The following is a 12,592-nucleotide window of genomic DNA, read 5'->3' as shown; positions in this document are numbered from 1 at the left end:
ATCCGGCGTGGTTTTTTAAAGGGATATCGAGGGAAGATGAAGAATAGAACATATATAGCCTGACAAAGGAGGAGTTCATATGTTGAATTTCAATATCCGCGGGGAGAACATCGAGGTCACACCTGCCATCCGTGAGTATACGGAGAAGAAAATCCAGAAACTCGAGCGCTATTTTACGGATGAGGTGAACGCGACGGCCCATGTGAACATGAAGGTGTACAATGACCGTCAGACAAAGGTCGAAGTGACGATCCCGATGAAGAACCTGACCCTCCGGGCGGAAGAGCGGAACTCCGATCTGTATGCGGCAATCGATCTGATCTCCGATAAGCTGGAGCGGCAGATCCGGAAATATAAAACAAGGGTAAACCGCAAGTTCCGCGAGCGGGAAGGCGTGGCATCTTACTTTGCGGCGGTGGCGGAAGAAAACGAGACGGCCGCCGCACAGGAGGATAACGAAAATGAATTCGAGGTTGTCCGCACCAAGCAGTTCAACCTGAAGCCGATGGACCAGGAAGAGGCCATCCTCCAGATGAATATGCTGGGACACTCGTTCTACATCTTCACAGATGCCGATTCGGACGGCACAAACATCGTATATAAGCGGAAAGACGGAAAATACGGCCTCATCGAAACCGAGGTCGAGTAACTGCCGCAACCTGCAAGGCCCGCCCTGGGAGGCGGGCCTTATTTGTTGATGTCCAAGGCCGGGAAGCTCCCGCCCGGCCGCAAGCCACCGCTAAATCTGCAGAAAACTGCTTTCTTTCAGCTGCCGACCAATTTCCGTATGTTTGCAAGGCGTGCATGGCGGGTGGTAAAATGAACTTTGAGACTAGTTAGGAAGTGACGACATGCTAGGCGTTTTAAATAAGATGTTCGACCCGAATAAGCGGGATGTCAAAAAGCTGGAAAAGATTGCTGATACTGTTGAAGCCCGTGCATCTGAAATGGAAAAACTCTCTGATGCCGAACTTCAGGCGAAAACAGAAGAATTCCGAAGCCGGATCGCATCCGGCGAGTCGCTTGATAAGATCCAGCCGGAGGCGTTCGCCGTTGTCCGGGAAGCGGCTCGGCGTGTCACCGGCATGTTCCCGTTCCGCGTCCAGATCATGGGGGCTGCGGCACTGCATGACGGAAACATTGCAGAAATGAAGACCGGTGAAGGGAAGACCCTCACCTCGACCATGGCCATTTACCTGAACGCGCTGGAAGGCAAGGGCGCGCACGTCGTCACGGTGAACGAATACCTCGCCAGCCGTGACGCAGCCGAAATGGGACAGATCTACGAGTTTCTCGGACTTTCTGTCGGCCTGAACCTGAACAGCATGGACAAGGATGAGAAGCGTGAGGCTTATCAGGCGGATATTACGTACAGCACGAATAACGAGCTTGGCTTCGATTACCTGCGCGACAACATGGTGCTCTACAAGGAAGAGCGTGTACAGCGGCCGCTCCATTATGCGGTTATCGATGAAGTCGACTCCATTCTGATCGATGAGGCAAGGACACCGCTGATCATCTCCGGCCAGGCCGAGAAAAACGCGATGCTCTATATCCAGACCAACGCATTTGTCCGCACGCTCAAAAAGGAAGAAGACTATTCGTATGATGAGCAGACCAAAGGCGTCTCGCTTACAGAATCCGGAATTGAGAAGGCGGAAAAAGCCTTCCAGATCGACAACCTTTTCGACCTGACACACGTGCGCCTGAACCATGCGATCAACCAGTCGCTTAAGGCGCATGCGAGCATGCACAAGGATGTCGATTATGTCGTAGAGGAAGGCAAGGTCGTCATTGTAGACTCGTTCACCGGGCGTCTCATGAAAGGCCGCCGCTACAGCGATGGCCTGCATCAGGCGATCGAAGCGAAGGAAGCCCTTGAAATCCAGAACGAATCGATGACGATGGCGACGATCACGTTCCAGAACTTCTTCCGGATGTACGATAAGCTGTCCGGGATGACCGGTACGGCCAAGACGGAGGAAGAGGAATTCCGCAACATCTATAACATGAACGTCATTGTCATCCCGACAAACAAGCCAATCCTCCGGGACGACCGTCCCGACCTGATCTATGCGACAACCGAAGGAAAGTACAAGGCAGTTGCGGAAGAGATCAAGGAACGGCACGAAAAGGGCCAGCCCGTCCTGGTCGGCACAGTTGCGATCGAGACGTCGGAAATCATATCCGCTTATCTTCGCAAATACGGGATTCCCCACAACGTGCTGAACGCGAAAAACCACGAACGGGAAGCCGAAATCATCACGGAAGCCGGCAAGCGCGGCGCGGTCACGATCGCGACAAACATGGCCGGCCGGGGAACCGACATCAAGCTCGGCGAAGGCGTCCGTGATGCCGGAGGCCTTGCAGTCATCGGTACGGAGCGGCACGAATCACGCCGGATCGATAATCAGCTCCGCGGTCGTTCCGGCCGTCAGGGAGATCCGGGCATCACCCAGTTCTATCTGTCACTGGAAGATGACCTGATGCGACGCTTCGGCTCCGACAACATGAAAAACATGATGTCCCGACTCGGCATGGACGACAACCAGCCGATCCAGTCGAAGATGGTCTCACGTGCGGTTGAATCTGCCCAAAAACGGGTAGAGGGCAACAACTTCGATGCGCGTAAGCGCCTGCTCCAGTATGACGATGTCCTGCGCCAGCAGCGTGAGATCATCTACAAAGAGCGGAATGATGTCCTTGAAACCGACAATATGAGGGGACTTGTCGAATCGATGATCCAAGACGTCATCGAGCGTGTGGTCCCGGCGTATACTGCTGAAGAAAACAGCGAAAACTGGAACCTGAAAGCCCTGGAAGACTTCCTGGCTGCAAATCTTCTTCCTGAAGGCACTTTGACCGTTTCCGCCATGGAAGGCAAATCGCAGTCCGAAATTATGGACATGATCAAAGACGAGGTCCAAAAACGCTATGACGAAAAAGAAGAGGAAATGACTCCCGAACGCATGCGGGAATTCGAAAAAGTCGTTTTGCTCCGCTCAATCGATTCCAAGTGGATCGACCACATCGATGCGATGGACCAGCTGCGGCAGGGGATCCACCTGCGGGCTTACGGACAAAACGACCCTCTTCGCGAATATCAGAGCGAAGGCTTCAGGATGTTCGAAGAAATGGTCGATGCAGTCCGTGACGACGTCGCCAAATATGCGATGAAGGCGGAAATTCGCCAGAATCTCCAGCGGGAGGAAGTCGCCAAAGGCGAGGCTGTCAACCCGAAAGAGGGCGGCGGCGAAGTGAAAAAGAAGCCGATACGCAGAAAAGTGATCGTCGGCCGCAACGATCCGTGCCCTTGCGGCAGCGGCAAGAAATTCAAGAACTGCCACGGCACCACCGAGTGATGCCCGGGCGTCGCGCCGCGTACCCGCATGAACTGAACACAGTCCGAATTACAGGAGGAAACTAATATGATGGAACTTGCAGATGCAAGAAATCAGCTAGACACTACAGCCGGGAAACTGGCGGGCTTCAGGGGGTCTCTTTGACTTAGAAAACAAAGAGGCAAGGATCCAGGAACTCGACGAGCGGATGCTCGAACCGGGTTTCTGGGATAATCAGGATGAAGCCCAGAAAGTCATCTCCGAGGCAAATGGCCTGAAGGATGTCGTGAACGAGTACCGGCGTCTCGAGGAAAACCAGGAAAACCTTGAAATGACCCTGGAACTGCTCCGGGAAGAGGACGATCCGGATCTGCATGCCGAACTTTCGGATGAGCTCAAGTCGTTCAGCAGCGACCTTGAGGCGTTCGAACTTGGCATGCTGCTTAGCGAGGAACACGATAAAAACAATGCGATTCTCGAGCTGCACTCGGGCGCGGGCGGCACGGAATCCCAGGATTGGGCCTCGATGCTGCTCCGTATGTATACCCGCTGGGGAGAAAAGCGCGGCTTCAAGGTGGAGACCATCGATTACCTGGCCGGTGATGAGGCGGGCGTCAAGTCGGTCACGATCAGCATCAAGGGACACAATGCCTATGGCTACCTGAAAGCTGAAAAGGGCGTACACCGGCTTGTCCGGATTTCTCCGTTCGATTCGTCCGGCCGCCGCCATACTTCATTTGTTTCATGCGAGGTCATGCCGGAGTTCGACAACGAAATCGAGCTGGATATCCGTACGGAAGACCTGAAAATCGACACGTACCGCTCGAGTGGAGCGGGCGGACAGCACGTCAATACGACGGACTCCGCCGTCCGGATCACGCACTTGCCGACCAATACGGTCGTCACATGCCAGTCCGAACGTTCCCAGATCAAAAACCGCGATCAGGCAATGAAACTTCTGAAGGCAAAACTCTATCAGCTGAAAATCGAGGAACAGGAAAAAGAATTGCTTGAAATCCGTGGCGAACAAAAGGAAATCGGCTGGGGAAGCCAGATCCGTTCCTATGTGTTCCACCCATACTCGATGGTCAAAGACCACCGCACAGATACGGAAACTGGCAACGTCCAGAATGTGATGGACGGTGACATCGACCTGTTCATCAATGCTTACCTGCGCTCCCGAATCTCCTAAGAATAAATTAGTCGGAACCGACACAGCTTACGTGCCGGTTCCGACTGTTTTTATTTTTTCCGTAAAAGGGAGCATCCATCTGTCAATATGGAAGTCTTTCTTTATACCCAATCGATCTATAAAAACACAATTATTTCCTTCCAGCTTCATACCTTCGTCACGAAAACCTCTGCAGATCCGGCGTTTCATGTTTGAAATCAGGACGGTTTGGTATACTAATGGGGAACACATGTCGAAACTGGAGGGATCAGAGAATGAAAAAGAAACTCTTGGCGATGCTGTTCGGCTCTGCACTCATTCTGGGCGCCTGTGGCGGCGGGGATGATACAGCCGATGACGCTGCCGATACCGGCAATGACGACGCAGCGACGGAAGAATCTGCAGGCGAAAGCGCATCCGGCGTAGATGCTGAAAAGGTTGTCCAACAAAAATGTATTTCCTGCCACGGTGAAAACCTTGAAGGTCAGGGGAACTTCCCCGCGCTGAATGATGTCGGGTCCCGTTTGTCGGAAGATGAGATCCACGATATCATCGAAAATGGTAAAGGCGCCATGCCTGGCGGTCTTGTTGAAGGCGAAGAATTGGATGCAGTCGCCCAATGGCTTTCCGAAAAGAAATAATACCCAGCCGTTTTCCCGGTTCCAATTCCGGGAGACGGTCTTTTTTTGTCATTAATCTGATTATTATCTTTCCTCCGGAATCCTCTTAATCCTCCGACTATTACAGGACTTTTCAAAACCCTCCACCCTTCATTGTCAAGCGACAAGAATCCAGATATATCAACGTTTTCTGTAGTCAAAATGAAATATACTTGTAATAAAATACGAGTTTTATAGTGTTATAATGAGCGTGCCGGAAAATTTTAGCCCGGATTTAGGGCGTAAGGTGATTTTTTAATGATTAATATGAAAGACGTTTATAAGAAATATGCAAATGGTGTCGTAGCAGCGAACGGACTGAATGTCAAAATTGCGCCAGGAGAGTTCGTTTATGTCGTCGGACCAAGCGGCGCGGGTAAATCGACATTCATCAAAATGATGTACCGTGAGGAAAAACCGACATCTGGAGAAATATATGTCGACGGGACCAACCTGGTCACACTGAAAAACAGGGAGGTCCCGTTCGTCCGGAGAAAAATCGGCGTCGTCTTCCAGGACTTTAAACTGTTGCCAAAGCTGACAGTCTATGAAAATGTCGCTTTTGCGATGGAAGTCATCGAGGCGCCGTCCGATTCAATCCGTGACCGGGTGACCGAAGTACTCGACCTGGTCGGTTTAAAGTCAAAGGCGCGGATGCTCCCGACGGAACTGTCGGGAGGCGAGCAGCAGCGGGTTTCCATTGCACGCTCGATCGTCAACCGGCCCAAAGTCGTCATCGCGGATGAACCGACCGGAAACCTGGATCCGGAAACATCCTGGGGCATCATGAATGTTTTTAAGGACATCAACGAGCAGTTGGGTACGACCATCGTCATGGCCACCCACAACAAAGATATCGTCAACCGGATCAGGCACCGGGTCATCGCCATTGAGGGCGGGCTGATCGTCCGTGACGAAGCGGAAGGGGTTTACGGCTATGAAATTTAGAACCATCCGCCGCCACTTCCGTGAAAGCTTCAAGACCCTTGGCCGAAATGGCTGGATGACATTTGCATCTGTCAGCGCGGTCACGGTCACGCTGCTCCTTGTCGGCGTGTTCGTGGCCATCATGCTGAACCTGAACAAGGTCGCCGATGATCTTGAACATGATGTTGAAATGAAAGTATACGTCGAACTTGCTGCTGATGAGGCTTCGACAACAGCACTCGAAGATCAGATCAGGGAAACACCTGGCGTGGCTGAAGTCATTTATTCGAGCCGTGACCATGAGCTGGAGCAGATGATCAGCGACTTCGGGGATGACCTGAAGCTTTATGAACAGAGCAACCCGCTCCGCGAGGCCTTCTATGTCAAAGCGGCGAACCCGCAGCAGACGGCCAAAGTTGCACAGACCATCGATGAGTACCCGAATACTTATGAGGTGGTCTACGGGGAAGGGAAAGTCGAAAAACTGTTTGACTTCCTGAACTTCGGCCGGACCGCCGGGCTGGTCCTCATTCTCGCCCTGCTGTTCACGGCAATGTTCCTGATCTCAAACACGATCCGCATTACGATCGTCGCAAGAAAGAACGAAATCGGCATCATGAAGCTGGTCGGTGCGTCAAACAGCTTTGTAAGAGTCCCGTTTGTTCTTGAAGGAATCTGGATGGGGATCCTCGGATCCATCATTCCTATCCTGGCCGTCGTATTCGGTTATATCGAATTCTATGACTATGCTGAGCCAAGGCTCCGTGGCGAGATGATCCAAATCCTGCCTCCTGTACCGTTCCTTTATATCGTGAGCGGCCTCCTGTTCTTCATGGGCATCTTCATCGGTATTTGGGGAAGCTTCATGTCGGTACGCAAGTTCCTGAAAGTATAAAACACAAATGACAGCAAGATCAGACAGATAGAACGCAGTGTCCTGAAAGGGGAAATGAAAAGTTGAAGCAGTCGAAGCCACTGATTGCCACCGTGGCCGCCACGATGGCACTGAGCTTTGGGCTCGGCACGACCGGCGTGTCGGCCAGCAAGCTCAATGATCTTCAGAATCAGCAACAACAGATCGAACAAAAGAAAAACGAGCTGAATAGGGGTATCCAGGAGAAAGCCTCCAACATCAAGGCAAACTCCGAGAAGATGGACAAGCTTCTTGCCCAGATCAAGGACCTGCACGGGAAGATTGAGACGAAGCAAAATGAAATCGCCCAGCTCGAGCAAGAGATCGAGGTGACCAAAGCCGAGATCGAAGCGCTCCGTGCCTCCATCAAAGAGCTCGAACAGAAAATTGCTGACCGGGATGCACTCCTTCGTGACCGGATCCGCGCCATGCAGGTCACTGGCGGCTCCACGAGCTATATCGATGTCCTTCTAGGGGCAAGCAGCTTCTCCGACTTTATCGACCGGGTATCGGCCGTCAACACGCTCAGGGAAGCGGATCGCCAGATCATCGCCGAGCAAAAGGCGGACAAAGCAACGCTTGAAGACCAGAAAAAACAGGTCGAGGACAAGCTTGCCAGCCAAGAAGAAAACAAGAAAAAGCTTGAAGCGGCAAAAGCAGAGCTCGACCGCCAGAAGCAAGAACTGGACGGGCTCATCAGTCAGCTTGAAGCAGAGCAGCAACGCCTGGAGAAAGAGCAGTCCAGTCTGCAGGCCGAGTATTCCGAAGCCCATGAAATGAGCTCGGAGCTCACCCAGCAGATTGTTGCAGAGCAAGAGCGCCTGGCTGAAATTGCCCGCAAGGCTGAAGAAGAGCGCAAACGCAAAGAAGCGGAAGCGCGCAAGCAGGCCGCAGCGGCTGCAGCATCGAAACAGGCAGAGTCGAACCGTAAAGCAGCAGCTTCCTCCGGCAGCTCTGTAGGCTATACGAGCGCACCTGCTCCGGCAGTATCGGGCGGCACTTGGACACGACCTGCTTCCGGACGGATCACATCCACGTTCGGCTACCGTAACCTGAGCTGGGCATCGTCCAACCACCAGGGTGTAGACATCGCCAATGCAACAGGCACGACGATCGTTGCCGCAGGAAACGGCATTGTTTCCTCCACAGGCAGCCACAGGACGCTCGGAAACTACATCATGATCACCCATTCTGTGAACGGACAGACGATGACCACGGTTTACGGCCACCTTTCTTCGATCAACACAAGCAAAGGTGCACAGGTCAGCAAAGGACAGATGATCGGCCGGATGGGTTCCACAGGACGCTCCAGCGGACCGCACCTTCACTTTGAAGTGCATATCGGCACTTATGGCAATCCGGTCAATCCGATGCGCTACGTACCACTATAAAAATAAATGTGACTCCCGCCTTGCAAGAGGCGGGATTTTTCTTTTTTCTTGTCATAGAATGGACAAGATTCTGATCTGCTTGCATGCTGGAGGATGGACGGACGGCACGTCCATCCTCTACTCTTGAAGTTGATCATACCCGGCCGGAGGCGTAGTTGATGCAAGTGACCGAAGTTATCACCATCTTTAAGTTATCCGTGCCGTCATCCCATCTGTCGGCACTTGCCGCGCTCGTTGCGGCCTATGTCCTTATCCGGCTCCGGTACGGGAACCGTCCGGCCGGACTATACGCGGATGCTGCATTTTATTTTGTCCTGATCTGGAAGGGAAGCTACGTGCTGACCGATTTCGGAAGCTTTCTGAAGGCACCTCTCTCACTTCTTTACTACAATGGCGGTATGGCAGGGGCACTGGCTGGTCTTCTGGCAGCCCTTTACTTCCTCTGGCGCAAAGGCCTGGCCGCATCGCCCGCCGTCCTGACCGGTGCGGTGGCTGTCCAGAGCGTCTATCAGATGATGATGGTGCTGTTGAATGACAACGGCTTCCTGGAGGAAACAGCGACGGTGATGTTGTTCGGCCCCCTGCTTTTCCTGACGCTTCTCAAGGCTGGCAGCACGCATCTTTGGCAAAAACAGCTGACGGTGATTTTTCCGGCTGCCCACCTGATGGCAGCTGCCGTACAGCCTGACGGATTCGGCGGTCTGTCATTTGTTTCGACCCTTATTATTAGTGTTTATCATTACAATCGGCTGGTTGGAGGCGTGAAGAATGAATAAAAAATGGTTCGGTTCCATCATTGCCCTGGCTGTCATTGCGGCGATGATCGGCATTATGCTGAAAAACACAGCGGATGACGGTCTCAGCGGGCAGAAAAAGCAGCTTGAGCGTGAGCTCGCCCAATCGGAGGAAGTCCAGGCGGGAGCAGAGGGGGATGCGGAAGTCCAAGAAGGGATCGCCAAGGGAGAGTCCGCCCCCGACTTCACCCTCGGGACACTGGACGGCGGAGAACTAAAGCTGTCGGACCTGCGGGGGGAGAAAGTGATCCTGAATTTCTGGGCATCGTGGTGCGGTCCTTGCCGTGCGGAAATGCCGCATATGCAGGATTTCCATGAGCAGGAGGCAGAAAAAGCTGGAGTCCGAGTAATCGCCGTAAACCTTTCCACATCCGAGCGGGGAGACAAGGACAAGGTGATGGAAAACATCCAGTCATTCGTTGAAGAGTTCGGTCTCACCTTCCCGATTCCGCTGGATATGGACGGTGAGCAGATGGATGCCTACCGGGTCATCACGATCCCTACCACTTACATTATTGATACATCCGGCGTTATCCGCCATGTGGTCAGGGGGCCGATGGATGAAGAAATGATGAGGGACCTGACTGCAAGTGTTGACTGAGTGATCCTTTGATTCCGGACATAAAAATCGGCCAAGCGTGTCGTATGCTTCCTGATCTGTTCATACAATTGGACGGAGGAGGGATGCAACGTGCGCATGAGCCGATTTTTGCTTTTCGTGGCGGTCTGCGCTGCTGCCGGCGGAATCTTCTACTTCGTCCAGAGCGGAAAAGGGGAGTCGGCGGAACCTGTCAGCGACAAGAAACCGATCGATGAGGCGTATGAACTGATTTTGGAAAAGGCCGTCCACCGTGTCGGCGGAAAAGATCTGGTCGAAGGGGCCGTCAGAGGTATGGCAGATGTGCTGAATGATCCGTACAGTACATACATGACGGAAGAGGAAGCGGCTGCCCATCAGGAATCACTGTCGGACGAGCGTGTCGGGATCGGGGCGGAAATCGCGGAATCCAGAGGGCGGTTCATCATCGTGGCACCGGTCCGAAACTCCCCTGCGGAAAAAGCCGGCATTCTCCCATACGATGAAATCGTCCGTGTAGACGGGGAGCGTGTGGACGGGAAAACGATGAAGGAACTGCTTTCCCTGATCAAAGGGAAAGAAGGAACCGATGTCGCCATGACGATATTCCGCCCTGATGAGGACAGGCATCTGGAAGTGACGATGAAACGCAGTGCGATACCGGTCAAGACAGTAAGCAGCCGCCTGGTCGAGAAAGACGGTTACCAGATCGGCATTGTTTCCATTTCGATGTTCGGCGAAGAAACGGCTGCTGAGTGGGAAACCCACACGAAGAAACTGATCGGCCAGGGGGCGGACGGCCTGATCATTGATGTGCGCGGCAATCCGGGCGGGTACCTTCACAGTGTATCGCGGATAGCGGGCAGCCTTCTCCGGGAAGGGACGGTCTTCGCATTTATGCAGAATGCGGAAGGCGTGAAGGAACCCGTACGCTCCGAGGCCCCGAAGGACGATGAGTACGGCAAGGCAATGCGCGGCATGAAGGCTGTACTGATCCAGGACAAGGGCAGTGCCTCTGCAAGCGAGGTGCTGAGCGGAGCGCTCCAGGGTAACGGGCGTGCGTTCATCATCGGTACAGTCAGCTTTGGAAAAGGGACCGTGCAGGAGACCTGGCCGCTTTCGAACGGCGGTGAAGTGAAACTATCGACACATAAGTGGCTGACCCCGTCAGGAGAGTGGATTCACGGCAAGGGCATCAAACCGGACCTCGAATCCGAACAGCAGCCGCTGTACGGTCTGCCGGTCATGCCTGTCGAGGGCAGCTTCCAGCCCGGAGACTATGGGGAAGACGTAGGCTACGCCCAGCGGGTGCTTGCGGCACTTGGCTACGATGTGACGCGTGAGGACGGCTATTATGATGAGACCACATTAAAGGCGGTCGAGCGCTTCCGTGACAATGAAAAGCTGGAACCCGGCGGAGCCATGGATGATGCCTTTTTCCGGGCACTGCGCGCCAAGGTGATCGAATACAAGTCGGACGAGAAAAATGACGATCAGCTGCAGCTTGCCGTCGGCTATATGAAACATGTATTAAAGTCCGGCAACTAAAAGCATTCTCATCCCTCCCCGGGTTTGATAGAATGAAGTGAATGAAGTTTGTTGTCTAGAACCGGGGATGGTGACAGTCTGATGTTCCAGGAAATCTTGTTTGAATTGCTGCAAGCCGCGGGAAGGTTTTTCATGAACCCGCTGCTCTATATTATTTTGTTGTTCTCGGTACTGCTTGGTTATACAAGGGTTCGGCGTGAACGCCGGAACTTCCGGGTGAGGGTGGACGAAGGCCTGACCGAATTTCGCCGGCTGCTGAAGGAGTCATGGCTGACCGCGCTTGTTCTGTCGATCGTCATTGCAGGAGCAGGGCTTGCTGTGCCCAAGGGCTGGCTTGTATTGTTCTGCGGGTTCATGCTGGCCGCCGTATTGCTTTTCCGCTACCATGCGGGGGCACCGGTCTATGCTGCCGGGCTCGCGGCACTTGCCTACTGGCTGATTGGCCGGAACGATATTCCGACGGACTGGCCGGTCATCGGCTGGACCTATGCGGGAATTTCAGGGGAGGAGGCGGTCACCATCACGGCGATTGCCGGCCTGCTGACTGCTGCAGAAGGTCTCCTGATCCGAAAGTATGCGGCCCGGGATTCGTCCCCGCTGCTCCTGAAGACCGGGCGCGGCCTGCAGGGGGCGGCCTATCGGACAAAGCGCCTCTGGCTGTTGCCGCTGCTTTTCGCCGTTCCTGGCGGCCCGTTGGAAGAAATGCTTCCATACTGGCCACAGTTCACGCTCGGCGGAACTTCCTACTATCTGATCCTTATCCCGGCAGTGATCGGCTTTGAGCATACGGCCAAGCACGTTCTGCCCGGACAGGTATACGGACGATACGGCAAGGCGGTCTTCGTCACCGGACTCGGTGTCACGGCAGCCGCATTTCTTGGACTATGGGAGCCTATCGCCGCTTGGGCCGTCCTTGCAATCGGATTTATTGTCCGGATGGTAATCACCATCATGGCCGCAGTCCGTGAAAACAAGGGTAACTTCGCAGTGGCGCCGAGGAGCGACGGTGTCGTCGTGGCGGCAGTGCTGCCGGGATCTCCTGCCGACAAGATGGGGATCCTTCCGGGTGAGACCATCCGGAAGGTGAACGGTGTCACCGTGACGGATGAACGGGAACTGTACGAAGCCATCCAGGTCAATGCGGCGCACTGCCGTGTCGAGGTGCTCAATATGGAAGGGGAACTGCGGCTCTGCCAGCATGTCATCTTCCGTCATGATCATCACCGGATGGGCCTGCTTGTCGTGCGCTGACCGTTCATTTGCAGGAGAGG

11 protein-coding genes are annotated in these 12,592 nt (G+C 53.9%); all 11 read left to right on the top strand.

Annotated features, from left to right (window positions below; all coding sequences use genetic code 11):
- The first annotated feature begins 79 nt into the window (after nt 1-79).
- The 11 genes from hpf (at nt 80) to BMX91_RS11390 (ending at nt 12,572) form a co-directional block, all read left to right on the top strand.
- Complete coding sequence (gene hpf / locus BMX91_RS11440) at nt 80-649, top strand: ribosome hibernation-promoting factor, HPF/YfiA family (protein WP_092054252.1); 570 nt, start codon at nt 80-82, stop codon at nt 647-649.
- A gap of 202 nt (nt 650-851) precedes the next feature.
- A complete protein-coding gene (gene secA, locus BMX91_RS11435) occupies nt 852-3,362 on the top strand; it encodes a preprotein translocase subunit SecA (RefSeq protein WP_092054249.1) in 2,511 nt (836 codons plus the stop codon).
- Between the two features lie 69 nt (nt 3,363-3,431).
- Nucleotides 3,432-4,533, top strand: a protein-coding gene (gene prfB / locus BMX91_RS11430) for a peptide chain release factor 2 (RefSeq protein WP_143059383.1) whose coding sequence is annotated in 2 segments (ribosomal slippage) — nt 3,432-3,503 and nt 3,505-4,533 — 1,101 coding nt in all. Because the reading frame shifts where the segments join, the coding sequence is not laid out codon by codon here.
- Nucleotides 4,534-4,787: 254 nt separating this feature from the next.
- Nucleotides 4,788-5,153: a cytochrome c551 gene (gene cccB, locus BMX91_RS11425; RefSeq protein ID WP_092054245.1), complete on the top strand. Its 366-nt coding sequence runs from the start codon at nt 4,788-4,790 to the stop codon at nt 5,151-5,153.
- Nucleotides 5,154-5,429: 276 nt separating this feature from the next.
- Nucleotides 5,430-6,119: a cell division ATP-binding protein FtsE gene (gene ftsE, locus BMX91_RS11420; protein WP_092054242.1), complete on the top strand. Its 690-nt coding sequence runs from the start codon at nt 5,430-5,432 to the stop codon at nt 6,117-6,119.
- A complete protein-coding gene (gene ftsX, locus BMX91_RS11415; protein ID WP_092054239.1) occupies nt 6,109-6,993 on the top strand; it encodes a permease-like cell division protein FtsX in 885 nt (294 codons plus the stop codon). Before ftsE ends, ftsX begins: the two co-directional genes overlap by 11 nt.
- A 62-nt stretch (nt 6,994-7,055) precedes the next feature.
- Nucleotides 7,056-8,402 (top strand): murein hydrolase activator EnvC family protein, encoded by a 1,347-nt coding sequence (locus BMX91_RS11410; protein ID WP_092054236.1) that lies wholly within the window; start codon nt 7,056-7,058, stop codon nt 8,400-8,402.
- Between the two features lie 158 nt (nt 8,403-8,560).
- On the top strand, nt 8,561-9,178 hold the full coding sequence (locus BMX91_RS11405) for a hypothetical protein (protein ID WP_092054232.1): 618 nt from the start codon (nt 8,561-8,563) through the stop codon (nt 9,176-9,178).
- Nucleotides 9,171-9,797 (top strand): redoxin domain-containing protein, encoded by a 627-nt coding sequence (locus tag BMX91_RS11400; RefSeq protein WP_092054228.1) that lies wholly within the window; start codon nt 9,171-9,173, stop codon nt 9,795-9,797. The genes BMX91_RS11405 and BMX91_RS11400 overlap by 8 nt, the downstream gene beginning before the upstream one ends.
- Before the next feature lie 96 nt (nt 9,798-9,893).
- Entirely contained in the window at nt 9,894-11,321 is a 1,428-nt protein-coding gene (locus tag BMX91_RS11395; protein WP_245744432.1) for a S41 family peptidase, read from the top strand.
- Between the two features lie 132 nt (nt 11,322-11,453).
- A complete protein-coding gene (locus BMX91_RS11390; protein WP_177168364.1) occupies nt 11,454-12,572 on the top strand; it encodes a PDZ domain-containing protein in 1,119 nt (372 codons plus the stop codon).
- The last annotated feature ends 20 nt before the right edge of the window (nt 12,573-12,592 follow it).

This window comes from Bhargavaea ginsengi, assembly GCF_900109165.1.
Classification (GTDB): Bacteria; Bacillota; Bacilli; order Bacillales_A; family Planococcaceae; genus Bhargavaea; species Bhargavaea ginsengi.
The sequence above is the reverse complement of the archived record's forward strand: the minus strand, read 5'-3'. Positions and strand labels throughout refer to the sequence as shown.

Bases quoted from the DNA above. Each gene is read 5' to 3' on its own strand.
- hpf (WP_092054252.1), top strand. From the start codon at position 80: ATGTTGAATTTCAATATCCGCGGGGAGAACATCGAGGTCACACCTGCC.
- secA (WP_092054249.1), top strand. From the start codon at position 852: ATGCTAGGCGTTTTAAATAAGATGTTCGACCCGAATAAGCGGGATGTC.
- cccB (WP_092054245.1), top strand. From the start codon at position 4,788: ATGAAAAAGAAACTCTTGGCGATGCTGTTCGGCTCTGCACTCATTCTG.
- ftsE (WP_092054242.1), top strand. From the start codon at position 5,430: ATGATTAATATGAAAGACGTTTATAAGAAATATGCAAATGGTGTCGTA.
- ftsX (WP_092054239.1), top strand. From the start codon at position 6,109: ATGAAATTTAGAACCATCCGCCGCCACTTCCGTGAAAGCTTCAAGACC.
- BMX91_RS11405 (WP_092054232.1), top strand. From the start codon at position 8,561: ATGCAAGTGACCGAAGTTATCACCATCTTTAAGTTATCCGTGCCGTCA.
- BMX91_RS11400 (WP_092054228.1), top strand. From the start codon at position 9,171: ATGAATAAAAAATGGTTCGGTTCCATCATTGCCCTGGCTGTCATTGCG.
- BMX91_RS11395 (WP_245744432.1), top strand. From the start codon at position 9,894: ATGAGCCGATTTTTGCTTTTCGTGGCGGTCTGCGCTGCTGCCGGCGGA.
- BMX91_RS11390 (WP_177168364.1), top strand. From the start codon at position 11,454: ATGAACCCGCTGCTCTATATTATTTTGTTGTTCTCGGTACTGCTTGGT.